Source organism: Chitinophaga sp. NPDC101104 (genome assembly GCF_050277495.1).
GTDB lineage: Bacteria > Bacteroidota > Bacteroidia > Chitinophagales > Chitinophagaceae > Chitinophaga.
In genome coordinates, this window is record NZ_JBNNSF010000001.1 from 4,459,123 (window position 1) to 4,474,322 (window position 15,200).

Sequence of the window (15,200 nt, forward strand, 5' to 3'; positions counted from 1 at the left end):
CGTTACCTACAACTGTTACACTGTTAAAAATTTATACGGTTTTCCGGTAATTCCAGATCGCCACCGCGTTCAGGCCCACGGCAAATACTACCATGATGCCCAGGTCCATGCGGATATCTTCCCACCCGCTCCCTTTCAGCATCACCATCCGCATCACCTTCACGAAATACGCGACGGGATTGAACTGCGTGATGCGCTGCGCCCATTCCGGCATGCTTTCTATGGGCGTGAACAGCCCGCTCATGAGAATGCAGATGATGAGGAAGAACCAGGTCACGAACATCGACTGTTGCTGCGTTTCCGTGAAAGTGGAAATCAGCAGCCCCAGGCCCAGCATCACCACCAGGTAAACGGCCGCGAAGAGGAACACCCATCCGATGCTACCTTCAAAAGGCAGGCTGAACACGAGCTTGCCCACCAATAACCCGAATGCCAGTTCGAACAGCGCGATGATCCAGAACGGGAGCAGTTTCCCGATGATGAAATGATGCTTGCGGATAGGCGTTACGTTGAGCTGCTCGATCGTCCCGATCTCCTTTTCCTTTACGATGTTCATACCCGATAGAAACGCGCCGATCAGCGTCACCAGCACCACCAAAATCCCCGGCACCATGAAGTGCTTGTAATTCAGATGGGGATTGAACCAGTAACGGAAACTCATGTCGAAATGCGAAGGCGCATCGTCTTCGTCGAGCGCAAGCCAGTCCAGCCGGATGCGGCGGTTGAAATCCCCGATGATGCTTTGGGCGTACCCCGCCGCCAGGCCGGCTTTGCTGCCGTTGATGGCGTTCACGAGCAATTGCACTTTGGCGTCCCCGTCGCGGACGAGGTCCCGCTCGAAATGCCGGGGAATGGTGAGGATGAGGTCGGCCTTGTTGGTCTCCAGGTCGTCGAACGCGGCATCGTCGCCCGTTTGGGCGTAGAGTTGGAAATAGCCCGAGGAAAGGAGTTTTCCTTTCAGCTGCTGGCTCCAGTTGCCGCCGTCGTGGTCTACGATGTCGATGGAAAGGTTGCGGATTTCGTAATTGGCGGCGAAGGCGAGCACGAGCAGCTGCACCACCGGCACCACGAAGATGATGGGCAGCATCGATTTATTGCGGAAAATCTGCAAAAACTCCTTCTGCAATATGAAAAATATGGTACGCATCAGCTTAAACGGATATTGAATTTGCGAAGGCTCACGACGAGGAAAAACAGCGTCATCCCGCTCAAAACGCCCATCGGCAGGGCAATCTGGCGAAGCCCGCTGCCTTTCAGCATAATGTCTTTCAGGATGATGATGAACCATTTTGCGGGAATGATATTGCTCAGTACGCGGAGCGGCAGCGGCATGCTTTCGATGGGGAACACGAAGCCGCTGAGCAGGATCGTGGGCAGCAACAGCCCCATCATCGACATCATCATGGCCGTTTGCTGCGAATTCGTTACGCTGGAAATGAGGATCCCCAGCGAAAGGGCCGTGAGGCAAAACAATCCGCAGGCCAGCAGCAGCAAGGCCAGGCTCCCTTTCAGCGGCATCCCGAAAATGCCCGCACCGAGCGCCAGGATGATGATGGCGATCACGAACGACAACAAAATATACGGCACCACTTTCCCCGCGATGATCATGAGCGGCCGCAACGGCGATACCAGGAGGATTTCCATCGTTCCCAGTTCCTTTTCCCGCGTGATGGTGATCGACGTCATCATCGCGCAAACCAGCATGAGGATGAGCGTCATCACGCCGGGCACGAACAGGAAAACGCTTTTCAGGGTGGGATTATATACCATCCGCACCTCGGGCTGGATCGTGAGCGGCAGGTGCTTCATGCCCGTTTCCTCCTGCTGGTACTGCATGAGGATGGCATTGGCGTAATTGATGAGCGTGGTGGCGGTATTGGGGTCAGACGCGTCGGTGAGCAATTGCACGGCAGCTTTCCGCTCCCGGATGAAATCGCGCTGGAAGCCGCCCGGGATCACGATCACCATCCGGATATCGCCCTTTTTGAAAGCCGGCATGATGTCTTTTTCGCTGCGGAGGTTCCCGGCCAGGTCGAAGTACGTGGAAGCCGTGATCTTGCGGACGAGCCCATGGCTCAGGGGGTCCTGTGACTGGTCCAGCACCGCGATGCGCGCGTGGCGGATCTCGTTGGTGATGGCGAACCCGAACAGCACGATCAGCACCACCGGCATCCCGAAAAGGATCAGGAGCGTGCGCCGGTCGCGGAAAATATGGAAGCATTCTTTTTTGACGAACTCGAAAAACTGTTTCATGATTCAGGATTTGGCCCTTGCGAGCTGCAGGAAAACATCGTTCATCGTAGTGGCGCCGAACTGTTGCTTGAGCGCCGACGGCGTGTCCAGCGCCCGGATTTTCCCGTCTACCATGATCGAGATGCGGTTGCAATATTCCGCCTCGTCCATATAGTGCGTGGTCACGAAAATGGTGACGCCCCTGTCGGCCGATTCGTAGATCAGGTCCCAGAACTGCCGGCGGGTGATGGGGTCTACCCCGCCCGTGGGCTCGTCGAGGAACACGATAGACGGGTCGTGGATGATGGCAATGGAGAACGACAGCTTCTGTTTCCAGCCCAGCGGCAGGGCGCTCACGAGCATGTCCGCTTCTTTTTCCATCTCCAGTTTCCCGAGCAGGGCAGCCGTTTTCTCTTTGATCTGGCGGCGGCTGAGCCCGTAAATTCCGCCATAGAAGCGGATATTCTCTTTCACGGTGAGGTCTTCGTAGAGCGAGAATTTCTGGCTCATGTACCCGATCCGTTGCTTGATCTTTTCCGTTTGGGTGTAGATATCGAACCCCGCCACGCGGGCTTCTCCGCTGCTGGGTTTCAGGAGCCCGCAAAGCATGCGCATGGCGGTTGTTTTGCCGGCCCCGTTGGCGCCGAGGAACCCGAATATCTCGCCCTGCGCCACTTCGAACGTAATGCCGTTGGTGGCGATGAAATCGCCGAAACGCTTGGTGAGCGCATTGGTGATAATAGCCGGTTGGTTCATGATACTTCGGTTTGCGCCCGCATAAGGGCCATGAAAACATCTTCGATACCGGCGTTCGCGGGCTGGTACACCACGTCCGTATGCCCCGCCGCCAGCAAATCCTGCTTCACCTTTTCCGGATCGGCGCTCATCACCACATGCAGGAACTCGCCGAACGCGAAGCACGACTCCACGCCCGGGTACGCCCGCAGGTCGCGGATGAGGCGCCAGGTATCGGCAGCGCGGAAAGCCCAGACTTTCGTCGTAAACTGCTCCACGATGGCCGTGGGCGTGTCTATCCGCATCAACGCGCCGTTCTGGATGAGGGCTACCCGGTCGCAGAGCGTGGCCTCGTCCATGTAAGGCGTGGATACGAGGATGGGGATCCCGCGCTGGCGGAGCCTTTGCAGCATTTCCCAGAACTCCTTGCGGGAAACGGGGTCTACGCCCGTGGTGGGCTCGTCGAGGAACAGGACGGATGGCCGGTGCACGAGCGCGCAACTCAATGCCAGCTTCTGTTTCATACCGCCGGACAATTTCCCTGCCGGGCGGTCCTTAAACGGCGCGATCTGTTCGTAGATGTCGCGGATCATGTCGTAATTGGCATCTACCGTCGTATTGAAAATGGTGGCGAAGAACCGGAGGTTCTCTTCCACCGTCAAATCCTGGTAGAGTGAAAAACGCCCCGGCATGTATCCTACTTCGCGGCGGATGGCGCGGTAATCCTTTACCACGTCTTTCCCGTTCACGAACGCCTGCCCCTTATCCGCCAGCACGAGCGTGGCCAGGATGCGGAACAGCGTGCTTTTGCCGGCGCCGTCCGGGCCAATGAGGCCGAACAGTTCGCCCGGCTCCACGGTGAAGCTGACGTCGCGCAGGGCGCTCACCTTGCCGTACGATTTGCTGATATGTTGAACAACGATGGGTTGCATGTCGCTTATTTGGTGATCCGCATTTCTCCCGGCATCCCGATCTTCAGGCTGCCGTCGTTTTGCACGCGCACTTTCAGCGCATATACCTGCCGCACGCGCTCGTCGCGCGTTTGCACCGTTTTCGGCGTGAATTCCGCTTCCGGCGAAATCCAGCTGATCTCTCCCCTGAGCTGTTTGACGGTGCCATCCGGCTGATCGATGCCCACGTTCACCTGCTGCCCCGTTTTCACGGCGGATAGCTGGTCGCCGCCGATGTATGCGCGCAGGTACATGGTGCGCAGGTCGGCGAGTTTGTAAAGCGGTTTGCCATAGCTCACCACTTCGCCCGTTTCCACGTATTTGACCAGCACCGTACCGTTCACGGGATTGAGGACGCGCGTTTGCGCGAGCTGGTCTTTCACCTGCTCTACCTGGAACTCCAGGGGCTGGGTTTCCGTGCTGAGGCCGGTCACCTGCGTGTTGAGCGTGGAAGCGGTGGACGAATACTGCTTTTCGAGCAGGGCGATGGCGCCGTTGATATCGTCCAGCTGCTTGGGCGTGGCGGCGTTGGCTTTGAGGAGGTTTTCGATGCGGGCTTTTTCCTTTTGCTGGGTGGCGATCTGTTGGCGGATCACGGCCAATTGCGGATTCACTTCCGGCACGCGGCTTTTCACCGCTTTGATATTGGCGCCCAGCTGGGCTTTGCGGAGGTGCAGCTGCGTGGAGTCGATCCCGCCCACAACGGTATTTTCTGCCAGCACCTGCCCTTCTTCCACATCTAACCGGAGGAGGCGGCCGGTCGCTTCCGCGGAAACGATCACTTCGGTGGATTCGAAATTGCCGTAAGCGTCTGCCCCGTTTTCTTTCGAAGAACAGGCGGCGAGGAATGCGATGCTCAAAACGGCTGCGATGGTAGTTTTCATGTCAATAACCTTTTATAACCTGGTACTGGATGGTGGCGTATACGAACTGGATCTCGCGGGTTTTTCCGGCGATGATGGCCGCAGTTTCCGCGTAAAGATCGGTGAGGTAATCATGGACGGTCATCACGCCGTTATCGAGCTGCGCGGCGGATACGGCTTTCACTTTCCCGCGGAGGCTCACGATCTCACGGTCTTTTGCCATGGCGGATTCCAGCGTATTGATCTCCGCCTGTTGCTGGAGGAGTTTGGCACGGGTCTGGAGGTCGAACGCGTCTGCCTGCGCCTGGATGCCCGTTTCCTGTTCGCGGAGCGCGGCGCGCTCGGTGTGCTGGTAGCGCCAGTTCCAGAGGGTCCATTGCAGGCGGAGGCCGCCCATGTAATAGAAATCGAATTTATCGGACAGCATGTTCAGCCCGGGGCGGCCGTAGCCTCCCTGCACGAATGCGCTGAGCCTTGGGCGTGTAGCCGTTTCCGTGAGTTTGGCCTGCGATCCCAGCACGGCTTGCTGGTAGCGGAACAGCGCCAGTTCGGGGCGTTGGATGGGATCATTGCCGGTGGATGCGGGTTTGGGCAGCTCGAGGTGTTCCATGTCGGCGGCAGGCTTCCCGGTGAGCAGGGCCAAAGTGGCCAGAGCGGCCTGTTTCCCGTTGACGGCCTCTTCCAGCTGCTGTTCGGCTTTGAGGGCTTCAGCCTGGAGCATGTCTACCTGGCTGGCGAGCACGGTGCCGTTGTCTACTCCTGCCTGGAGCCTTTCGCGGCGCTGTTTCACTTCTGCGATCATCTCTTTGCGGGCGGCGATGTGCGCGTCCCAGATGAGGGCGTTGAAATATACCTGCGATACCTGCTGGCGGAGCTGGTGCAAATCCACTTCCACGCGCTGGCGCTCGGTTTGCGCGCGGGCGAGGGCCAGATCGCGCTGGCCGCCAGTGGCGCCGCCGTCGTATATGAGCTGGCGAACGTCTAGGGTAAGGTTGTACTGGTCTTTCGGGATGGAAGGAATACTGACGTTGGGCAGCTTGATGGGGATGGCCACTACGTCTGACTGGTACGTCGCCTTCCCGTTGATTTCCGCCTGGGGGAGGTAGCCGGTGCGGATGTTGCGGAGCTGGAGTGCCGCGGCGCGGTCGGTGGCTTCCTGCTGCCGGAGCAGCGGGTAATGCCTGCGGGCGGCGGCCCAGGCGGAATCCAGGGGGAAGCCCTGTGCCAGGGCGCTCCCGGAAAGCAGCAGCAGCGCCGGCATGAGGAATCTGAACATCGTTAACTCTTTTATTTAACTAACTGGTTAATTGCTGGATAAAAAATTTTACGGCCGCAGCGCGCTCAACACGAATGCGCTGACGAACGTTTTCCGTTCTTCGATAAACAATTTGAACCGCTCGTCGTCGATTTTGAAAACGGCTTTCATCAAGGGTTTGGCCACGAAGGGGAAGACGCACATCGAGATCACGCTGATCATGAGCTGCACGGGGTCAACCCGCCGGATGCGGCCATTGTCCATCTCTTCCTTCAACAACATCACAAAACCCTGTATGTTCGGAAAGCTGGGCGTGTTCACGAACCGCTGAATGATCCTGTCCGGGTTCTGGTTGATTTCGTTCAGGATGAAGAGCGGCAGGTAAGGGTTTTCGCTGATGGAGCCGATGTAGCTGCCGATGACCGACTGGATTTTATCTTCCAGCAGCAGGTCTGCCGTAAAAATGGCGCTCACCCGGCTGAGGAGCATTTCCACCGCTTCGGTGAAAACGATGTCGAACAGCTTATCCTTACTGCGGTAATAATAATGCAGCATCGCCTTGTTGATCCCCGCCTCGTCGGCGATATCCTGCATCCTGGCGCCGGTTAAGCCCCTGTGCATAAATATCTTGCGCGCCGCTTCGATGATCTGTTGTTCGGTGGTGTTGGTCGTCTGCATGTGTTCAACTGAAGTGTTTAACCATTTGGTTAACGGTTCAAAGGTAGGTATTATCCGGGATCCGCCAAATAAATTTTGCCACCAGATCCTAAGTCTGGCGGATGGGCATGAAAAAGCCGGGGCAGGAATGCCCCGGCGGCTGTTACCTACAACTGTTTACTAATCGCTAAGTTAGGTTTGGGGTGTCACAGCTGGATGGAAGGCGCCTGCAGCCTCGCGGCCAGACGCTGTTCAAAAGTTTCGTCGGGGTTATGGTCTACACGGATGTTGGTCAGCAATTGCACGAGCTCCTCATCATGATCGGCGCGCTTGCCGGTTTTAAGGTCTACATGCGCGAAGCGGGTCACGAGGAACGCTTTCACCTTGTGCTGCTGCTCGTCGGTCATCCACATTTCTACGGCAATATGCTGGTGCGAGAAATCGGTGACGCGGGTGAAGATGTATACTTTTTCCGCTACTACAGCGGGTTTCAGGTAGGCGATCCGGTGCTCGGCCACCACCCATCCCCTGCCCCTGGCGGCAAAATCCTTCAGGTGCAGCTGGTAATGTTCCGCGAGATGGTCTTCGCGGGCGTTCATGAAATAATTGAGGTACGCCGCGTTGTTGAGATGCCCGAACGGGTCGCAATCGTTAAACCGGATGATGTACATGCTGCCTGGTTCCTTGGTCATAATAGTCAGGTTTTACCGCTAAGTTCCGTAAAAAGCCGGAGCGGTGCGAAACCGCCCCGGCATTAATATGTCAATTTGAAGTACGCATCAGGGTTTTCAAACGATTATGCAAGTTTGCAGTCTTACTTTCTTTCTTATCCCACCAACTTGTGGACGGTCAGTCCACCGTCGATGTTATATTCCGCACCGGTGATAAAAGAAGCGTCGCTGGAGGCGAGGAACGCCACGAGCTTGGCAACTTCTGCGGATTCACCGGCGCGATTGAGCGGTATCCGCTCCGCGAATTTTTGACGGAAAGCAGTGATGCTGTTATCATCCAGGCCGGCCTTGGACAGGATGGGGGTAATGATCGGCCCGGGGTTCACCGTGTTCACCCGGATGCCCCGCGTAGCCAGTTCTGCGCTCAAAGTGCGGCCCAACGCATTCAAGGCGGCTTTGCTGGCGGAGTATACGCTCGATCCCGGCATACCGGTAAAGGCGTTCACGGAAGACAGCAGGATGATCGACCCGCCGTCGTTCAGAATGGGCAAAAACTTCTGTACGGTGAAATATGCCCCTTTGAAGTTCGTGTTCATAATGGCATCGAAGTCGGCTTCGGTGACATCGGCCACGGGTGCGAAGGCGCCGATACCGGCGTTGACGAACAGCACGTCAATCTTCCCATAACGTTCCTTTACTTCCGCCACCAATTTGTCGGCATCCGCGAGGCTCGACTGGTCGGCGGTCACGCCCAGTGTACCGCTGCCCAGTTTTTCCGCCGCGGCGCTCACCGCATAGGCATTTCTGCCCGTGATGACAACTTTTGCGCCCCTGGCCACGAATTCTTCGGCCGTAGCGAGCCCGATACCGCTGTTACCTCCGGTAACGACGGCTACTTTATTTTGCAAGCTCATATCGTAGTGTGTGTATGTGTATTGTATCGATTTATTTAAAAATATCGATACATTAGGTGAAAAAAAATCAGCTTTTTAACTCAGCTGAAGAAAGAACATTGACAGGTGTTTCATCATCTCCTTATTGATGGTAAGCGTTACATTCCGGCCCTCCTTCGTGCTGATAAGCACGCCGCTATCCACCAATATCTTGATGTGATGGGATACAGTAGGTTGAGATAGGCAAATCATGTCCTGGATTTCGCCACAGCAACAGTTCTCCTGCCTGGCCAACTTCAACAGTATAGCCATCCGGTTTTTATCCGCCAGAGCATTTGCCGCCTTCTCGATCATCGCTGCGTCCATGATGCAAATATAGGTACTTTTTTGAAATATCGAAATTCATCGATAGATTTTTTTTTTGACGGGGTCACAGCAGCGGACTGAACAGCCGTACCACCGCCTCGAGCAGCCGCCTTCCCCGCCCTCTGGCCCTCCACGCCTCCAGCTCCAGCTGCTCAGTGTACAGGCAATCCTGCAAAAAGGCCTCGGAAAGCTTCCAGTTCATTTCGCGGCTATAAACGAATGCATTCACCTCGAAATTGAAATCGAAGCTCCGGATGTCCATGTTAGCCGTGCCCACTACGCTCAGGTTATCATCCACCACCATCGTTTTCGCATGTACGAACCCTTTCTGGTAACGGAAGATCTTCACGCCGCAGGCCAGCAAATCTTCGTAAAACGATTCCGCCGCCAGGTTCACAAGCCGGCTGTCGCTCACGCCCGGCACCAGCAGCCGCACGTCTACGCCCGATAATGCCGCCTGTTGCAGCGCATTGTAAATGGCTTCGTTGGGGATGAAATACGGCGTGGTGATATACACCGATCGCTCGGCCTGGTTGATGGCCGCGAGGTACGACAGCATGATGGAAGAGCGCTCCGAATCCGGTCCGCTCGCCGCGATCTGCACCAGGTCTTTCCCCACAACGGGGATATCTGGGAAGAATTCGTGGGTGATGGGCAGGTCCGTTTCCGCGCAGAAATTCCAGTCGCCCATAAAGAGGAACTGCAGCGTATGCACGCCCTGGCCTTTGATACAAAGATGCGTATCGCGCCAGTACGGCCAGTTCTTATGCTTGATGCGGTACTTCGGGTCGTTGATGTACCGGTCTGCCACATTGATCCCGCCGATGAAGCCCGTATGCCCGTCGATCACGACGATCTTGCGGTGGTTGCGATAGTTCAGGCGGTTGGCGAGGAGGCGCACCCGGTAAAAGGGGAACACTTCCACCCCGGCGTTCCGCATTTCGCGGAGGAAGCGGCGGTTGATATCGCCGCTGCCGAAATCATCGTAAATGAATCGCACTTCCACGCCTTCGGCCGCTTTGGCCTTGAGCACGTCCATCACTTCACGGCCGATGCCGGTATCTTCGAAGATGTAATATTCGAGGTGGATATGATGCTTTGCGGTGCGGAGGGCGTCGAGCATGGCGGGGAATTTCTCTTCCCCGTTCAGCAGGAGCACGGTTTGGTTATCGGGCGTGAGGGGCGACAAAGAATCGCGGAAGAGCAGCCGTGCGATGCCGGTTTTATTGGTAACGAGGTCGGAATGTTCGAGGAGGGTTTGGCGGTTCTCGCGCTGGAGGTAATCCTGGAGGCGTTCGCTGAGGCGGACGTTGCTCATCCATTTGCGGCTGTAGATGCGGTTGATGCGGCGGTTCACGCCGATAGCGAGGTACACGAGCACACCGATACCCGGGAGGAAGAAAAGGAGGAGCAGGTAGGCCAGTGTTTTTCCGGTAGACCGGGTTTCCAGCAGCGCTTTGATGGCTACCAGGAAAGTGATGCCGTAGAGGATGACGATCCCGATAGACTGCCAGTGATCTTTGAGGAAATTCAGCATGGACGGATTATCTGCCGCAATAATACGACAAATCCGCAAGGGCATGAAAAAGCCGTACCTCCCAGCGTGCATTCTTCATGGTTATACGCTGCGTGGTACGGCCCGGGCTCATGACATCAGAGGCTAGCGCTGGCCGCCGCCTCCGCGGGGTCCGCCCCCACGCTGGCGCATGGCTTCCTGCTGCTCCTTGTACTTTTTGAATTGCTCTTCGGAAAGAATGGCCTTCACTTTTTCGTCGCGGTCATTGTTCAGCTTCATGAATGCGTCGCGGTCGGGACGGTTGCCGGAGGCTTGCGCGTCTTCGCGCATTTTCTGCATTTCCTTGTAGCTGCGGGCGAACACGGTGTCGAGTTTAACGACCTGATCTTGCGAGAGTTTCAGTTCGGTGGTGAGTCTTTCGAGGGTGGCTTTCACGCGTTCTTCAACGGTGCGGCGCTGGCCTCCACCGCCTTGCTGGGCGTAGGCTCCCAGGCCCATCGTGAGTACGAGGGCCACTGTCAACAGAAATCTTTGTTTCATGTGGTGCGTATTTGAGGGTTTCGTGTTTAGCGGTCGGGCGCGGGCTGCCGGCGGGCGCTATCGTCTTTCGGGGGGCCTTTGCGCCAGGGGCCGTTCATCTTCTTCAGCACCAGCTGCACAACGGAATCGAACCGCGGCTGCTGCTCGGGCGTGCAAAGGGCGCGCACCTGCTGGAAGTGCCGGAATGTCTGGAGATCTATCTGTTTTTGCCGCGCCGCGATCGTATCGGCCATCGCATTCACGACGGAGTCGGGTACGGAAGACAGGCTCAGCAGTTTATAAAATTCGTCTTTGGCGTTCCGCATCCCGGTGAACGAGGGTTTCATCCGGTCCCAATGCTGCTCTTTAAGCTGGCGGTACGATTCGAGCTGATCCTTGCTGAACCCTACTTCCTTTTCCAGGAGCTGCATGACCTCGCCGCGGGAAGGATGGTTCCCCCTGCCAGGAGGTTCGGGCTTCTTCAGTACGATGAAAAACACCAGGAACAGGTTCGTCAGCAGCAACAGGACCACCAGTACGCTTAAAACTTTATGCTTAGCGAAGGTTTCCCTCATTGCGGATCATTTTTTTCAATATCATAAAAAGTGTTGATTCCCAAGGCATATTCGTCTGCAAACGCCTGCTGCAGGGAGGCCTGTTCCGTGCGTTCGGCAGGCTTCCATTGCATGAAGGCCAGCGTCCCGTTCAGCCCCAAAATCAGCGCGATAGCGGTAATCGCGATGGCCGGGCGGGAAATGACGGCGATAATACGCTCCCAGGCGTCTGCCGGCTGTACACGCTGCATTCTCGCCCTGAGACGGGTAAAAAAGAACTGATCCGGCTGCGCGCGCTCCGTACCGTCGAGGCTGGAGAGCGTCCGTTCAATTTCCTGTTCTATGTCTCTTCGCTTGTTCATGATCGCTTATTTTAGTTAGACGACGTTTCTTTAAAAACCTTTCATGTTATTCCCCTTCCCGGTAATATTTTTCCAATTGTTGCCGCAAATTCTGCCGCGCCCGGTGCAGGAGCCCTTCCACGGCAGACACGCTCGCGTCCATCACACCAGCTATTTCCTTGCTGCTCAGGCCCTCCAGCTTGTGGAGCACGAAAGCCGCCTTCTGGCTGTCGGGGAGCCGGCCGATGGCCTTAAAAAGGAGCTGCGAGCGTTCCTTATTGGCCAGTTCCACGCCGGGGTGGTGAAAATCGGGCGGATCTACCAGCAATTCCTGGTTCTCCCCGAAAATGCTCATCACTTTCCCCCACCGCTTCTTCCGCGTTTTTTTGCGGAGGAAGTCCAGGCACTTGGTGACCGTGATCCGGTACAGCCAGGTGGATATTTTTGCTTCGCCCTTGAACGAACCGATAGACTCATACGCCTGCATGAACACCTCCTGCGATACGTCTTCCGCGTCGGCCGTGTTTTGCAGCATACCGAGCGCGGTGTTGTACACCATGCCCTGCCACTGCTCCACCAGCTCCTTGAAAGCCGCTTCGCTCCCCTGCTTCAAATTTGCGATGTTGTCCGTCAATTGGCGGTTTTATAGTTTGGTTAAATCGGTACTACGGAATTTGGAAAAGGTTAAAAGTCGCCGCCGGGCCTGCCCCTCATGCCTCCGCCGCCGGGAGGGCCGTATTCGCCGGGCCCGCGCTCGAACCTGCGGCGCTCTCCGCCTTCAGGTTGCTTCGCCTTGCCGAAATTCCGCAGCCGGTAAGTAAATGTAAGCATAAAATATTGGGTGAGCACCTGGTTCTGGGAGTCGATCGTCTCTAAACCATTGATACTCCGGTTGATGCTCCGGTTCTGTTTCAACAGGTCGAACACAGAGGCCCGCAGTTCCCCGCGCTGGTTTTTGAGGAATTTCTTGCCTACGCTGGCGTTCCAGAGCCAGAAGCGCTGATCGAACCCTTCGCCCAGGCCTTTCGTAAAGGTGTGGTTGATCTCGTTCTGCAACACCCATCCGGATTTGCTGAGCAGGTTCACGGACGCGCGCGCGTTGTGGGTGGAATAGTTCGCGTTGGCCGTAGGTTCGATGGTATTTTTGATGACGTTGAACACCGCATCGTAAGACACCGTGAAATCGATGTACTCGCTGATATTGCTGCTCACCACGGCGCCGAGGTTGTAATTGTAATTGTGCGTAAAGCCTTTCACCTGGTTCGTGATGCCGGGGGTCTTCGTATAGCCGCCGCCCACGTTCATATTGAAGTTGGATTTGATGAACTTCAGGGGAACGCCGTAAGTAAAGAATGAATTGGCGCTGAAATACCCATCCATGTTCTCGGCTTTGGACAGGCGGCCGCCGCGTTTCAGTGTATCCGTCGGCGTGAGGAGCGAATCCGCCCGCGTTGCCGTATAGATCGCGTTTGCGATGTAATCCTGGCGGGTATTTACGAACACGTTGGCGAAGAAGTTGTTCCCGTTTTTCGTATTGGTATAATTGTACCGGCCGGCCAGCTGGTGCCCGTACATCTGCTTGAGGTCCGGGTTACCGATAGACACGTTCGTGAGGCCGGAATAAATGTATACGTCCTGCAGCTGGTCGATGTTCGGCTGCTGGGTAGACGAGCGGTAGAACAGCCTGATCCGCCCGTATTCGCCCGCTTTGGCCTGCAACATGAGGTTGGGCAATACGTTGGCGAAATGCTGTTTCACGGCTGCCGTTGTGGGATATGTGCGCTCGCTCTGCATTTCGGCGTACTGGTAATTGGCGCCCACGCTCAGCATGCGGTCGCGGTTACCGATGCGGTAACTGAGGCCGGCGGATTGGGTGTTGTACTGGTTGTTGAACATGTTCGACTGCGTGGGGTCGAGGATGGTGTAGTCTTTACCCGTATAATCGAACTGGTAAGCCCGGCGGTCGGCGTCGTTGTGCGACCAGCTGGGGTTGTAGCTCAGCTGCAACTGTCCCATTTTACCTACCGGCTCGGTGTACGACACGTTCATGTTGAGCGATTTGCCGCTGGAGAGCGGGCGCACGCGCTGGCGCAGGGAGTCGTTGTTCGAGGGGTCCTGCGGGTAGTCGAGATCGCTGTTCGTGAAGTTGGTACCGCGGCGGTCGTTGGTACTGCCGCCTATGCCGAAAGTGATGGTCCTGCCGCGTTTCGCGAAAGCATGGCGATAGGTCAGGTTGCCGTTGAAGTTATATCCGGAGTTGGTATTGTCGGTATTGCGGAGGTTGGTGCTCAGCAGTTTCTCCTGGAACCTGGTGAGGCCGAAGTTGTTGGACCAGGAATCGTTGTTCTGGAAACTCACGCTGGGCGTGAAGATGATGGAGTTGTTGGAGTCGATGTTGTACTCCAGCCGCATGTTTACGCGGTGGTTATAGTTGCGGCTTCCTGTGTACGCGGTATCATTTTCTTCCTGTATGCCTTCGGGCAGCTGGGTGCGCGAGCGGGTGATTTCCAGGTTGCTGCTGTTGCTGTTATTGAAGAAATAGCTGGCGTTGAAATTGACTTTCTTTCCCCATTGGTCGTTGTAGTTGATCCCGATGGAGTTGGTCTTGTTCAGGCCGTTTTGTCCGCCCACGAGGAAATTGCTTCCTCCCCCGCCGCCGAAACCTCCGCCACCACGGCCGCCGCCGCCACCGCGACCGCCCCGTCCTCCTCCGCCGCCACGGCCGCCGCCGGCGTTCTGCACGCCCAGGAGGTCTTGCGAGGAGAAGTTCTGCTGGTTCACGTTATTGGTCATCCCGATGATGGAGATGCGTTTATTTTCCTTGAAAAGGTTCACGTTGCCGCCGGCGGAATACCGGCCTTCGGTGCCGTATCCGGCGAAAAGCTTGCCGAACTGGCCCTGGCGCATTTCTGCGCGGGTCACGATGTTGATGGCTTTGGAGGTGTTGCCGTCGTCGAACCCGGTGAACCGGGCCTGGTCGCTCATCCGGTCGAACACTTCTATTTTGGAGATGACTTCCGCAGGGAGGTTCCGGAGCGCCAGGGTGGCGTCTTCCCCGAAAAATTCCTTCCCGTCTACCGTCACTTTTTTCACTTCTTCGCCGCCGGCTTTCACGGTACCGTTTTCCACGGTGATGCCGGGCATTTTGCGGATGAGGTCTTCACCGCTGGCGTCGGGATTTACTTTATAGGCATCGGCATTATACTGGAGCGTGTCCCCTTTCATTTGCGAAGGGGGCACCTGGCCTTTGATGACCACTTCCTGCAGTTCGCGGGAAGATTTGGGGAGGAAGATGGTCCCAAGGTCCTGCGTTTCCGCCTGCAGCATGATAGCCCGTTGCAGTTCGCCATAGCCGACATACGAAATGGTCAGCAGGTAAGGCTTTTGCGAAAGGCCGGTGATTTCGAAGGCGCCCGTGGGGCCGGTCAGCGCCTGTTTGCGGAAGTTCGCGTCTTCCGGGCTGCTGACCCTTATGGTGGCGTTTTTCAGCACGGTACTATCGCTCTTATCTTTCAACACACCTTTCAGTACCAGGGTCTGCGCTTTTGTTAACTGTGCGCAGGTCAGCATTATTAATGTAAAGATCAGTGCATGCCGCATAATTCGGTGGTTATTCTGCAATGTTGGACGCCAATCCGGACCAAAACC

General features: G+C 56.4%; 16 protein-coding genes. All 16 read right to left on the reverse strand.

Features of this window, described 5'->3' with window-relative positions:
* Positions 1 to 31 precede the first annotated feature (31 nt).
* On the reverse strand, positions 32 to 1,147 hold the full coding sequence (locus ACQKLP_RS17915; protein WP_427324224.1) for an ABC transporter permease: 1,116 nt from the start codon (positions 1,145 to 1,147) through the stop codon (positions 32 to 34).
* On the reverse strand, positions 1,147 to 2,253 hold the full coding sequence (locus ACQKLP_RS17920; RefSeq protein WP_427324225.1) for an ABC transporter permease: 1,107 nt from the start codon (positions 2,251 to 2,253) through the stop codon (positions 1,147 to 1,149). Before ACQKLP_RS17920 ends, ACQKLP_RS17915 begins: the two co-directional genes overlap by 1 nt.
* Before the next feature lie 3 nt (positions 2,254 to 2,256).
* Positions 2,257 to 2,988, reverse strand: a complete 732-nt coding sequence (locus ACQKLP_RS17925) for an ABC transporter ATP-binding protein (RefSeq protein WP_427324226.1) — start codon at positions 2,986 to 2,988, stop codon at positions 2,257 to 2,259.
* The gene (locus ACQKLP_RS17930; RefSeq protein WP_427324228.1) at positions 2,985 to 3,899 is read right to left on the reverse strand and encodes an ABC transporter ATP-binding protein; all 915 of its coding nucleotides are present in this window, start codon (positions 3,897 to 3,899) and stop codon (positions 2,985 to 2,987) included. Before ACQKLP_RS17930 ends, ACQKLP_RS17925 begins: the two co-directional genes overlap by 4 nt.
* A gap of 5 nt (positions 3,900 to 3,904) precedes the next feature.
* The gene (locus ACQKLP_RS17935) at positions 3,905 to 4,801 is read right to left on the reverse strand and encodes an HlyD family secretion protein (protein ID WP_427324230.1); all 897 of its coding nucleotides are present in this window, start codon (positions 4,799 to 4,801) and stop codon (positions 3,905 to 3,907) included.
* 1 nt (position 4,802) lies between these two features.
* Positions 4,803 to 6,056, reverse strand: a complete 1,254-nt coding sequence (locus ACQKLP_RS17940; protein WP_427324232.1) for a TolC family protein — start codon at positions 6,054 to 6,056, stop codon at positions 4,803 to 4,805.
* Positions 6,057 to 6,104: 48 nt separating this feature from the next.
* A complete protein-coding gene (locus ACQKLP_RS17945; protein WP_427324233.1) occupies positions 6,105 to 6,713 on the reverse strand; it encodes a TetR/AcrR family transcriptional regulator in 609 nt (202 codons plus the stop codon).
* Positions 6,714 to 6,898: 185 nt separating this feature from the next.
* Positions 6,899 to 7,384, reverse strand: a complete 486-nt coding sequence (locus tag ACQKLP_RS17950) for an acyl-CoA thioesterase (RefSeq protein WP_427324234.1) — start codon at positions 7,382 to 7,384, stop codon at positions 6,899 to 6,901.
* A 134-nt stretch (positions 7,385 to 7,518) separates the two neighbouring features.
* Positions 7,519 to 8,277, reverse strand: coding sequence for a glucose 1-dehydrogenase (locus ACQKLP_RS17955; RefSeq protein ID WP_427324235.1), 759 nt, complete (start codon positions 8,275 to 8,277; stop codon positions 7,519 to 7,521).
* Positions 8,278 to 8,352: 75 nt separating this feature from the next.
* Complete coding sequence (locus ACQKLP_RS17960) at positions 8,353 to 8,622, reverse strand: ArsR/SmtB family transcription factor (protein WP_109698935.1); 270 nt, start codon at positions 8,620 to 8,622, stop codon at positions 8,353 to 8,355.
* A 64-nt stretch (positions 8,623 to 8,686) separates the two neighbouring features.
* Positions 8,687 to 10,159, reverse strand: coding sequence for a cardiolipin synthase (cls, locus tag ACQKLP_RS17965; RefSeq protein ID WP_427324236.1), 1,473 nt, complete (start codon positions 10,157 to 10,159; stop codon positions 8,687 to 8,689).
* 123 nt (positions 10,160 to 10,282) lie between these two features.
* A complete protein-coding gene (locus ACQKLP_RS17970; RefSeq protein WP_427324237.1) occupies positions 10,283 to 10,678 on the reverse strand; it encodes a hypothetical protein in 396 nt (131 codons plus the stop codon).
* A gap of 26 nt (positions 10,679 to 10,704) precedes the next feature.
* Positions 10,705 to 11,232 (reverse strand): Spy/CpxP family protein refolding chaperone, encoded by a 528-nt coding sequence (locus tag ACQKLP_RS17975; protein ID WP_427324238.1) that lies wholly within the window; start codon positions 11,230 to 11,232, stop codon positions 10,705 to 10,707.
* Entirely contained in the window at positions 11,229 to 11,573 is a 345-nt protein-coding gene (locus ACQKLP_RS17980) for a hypothetical protein (protein ID WP_341840442.1), read from the reverse strand. Before ACQKLP_RS17980 ends, ACQKLP_RS17975 begins: the two co-directional genes overlap by 4 nt.
* Before the next feature lie 46 nt (positions 11,574 to 11,619).
* Positions 11,620 to 12,186 (reverse strand): RNA polymerase sigma factor, encoded by a 567-nt coding sequence (locus ACQKLP_RS17985; protein ID WP_427324239.1) that lies wholly within the window; start codon positions 12,184 to 12,186, stop codon positions 11,620 to 11,622.
* 50 nt (positions 12,187 to 12,236) lie between these two features.
* A complete protein-coding gene (locus ACQKLP_RS17990) occupies positions 12,237 to 15,152 on the reverse strand; it encodes an outer membrane beta-barrel protein (protein WP_427324240.1) in 2,916 nt (971 codons plus the stop codon).
* Positions 15,153 to 15,200: the final 48 nt, after the last annotated feature.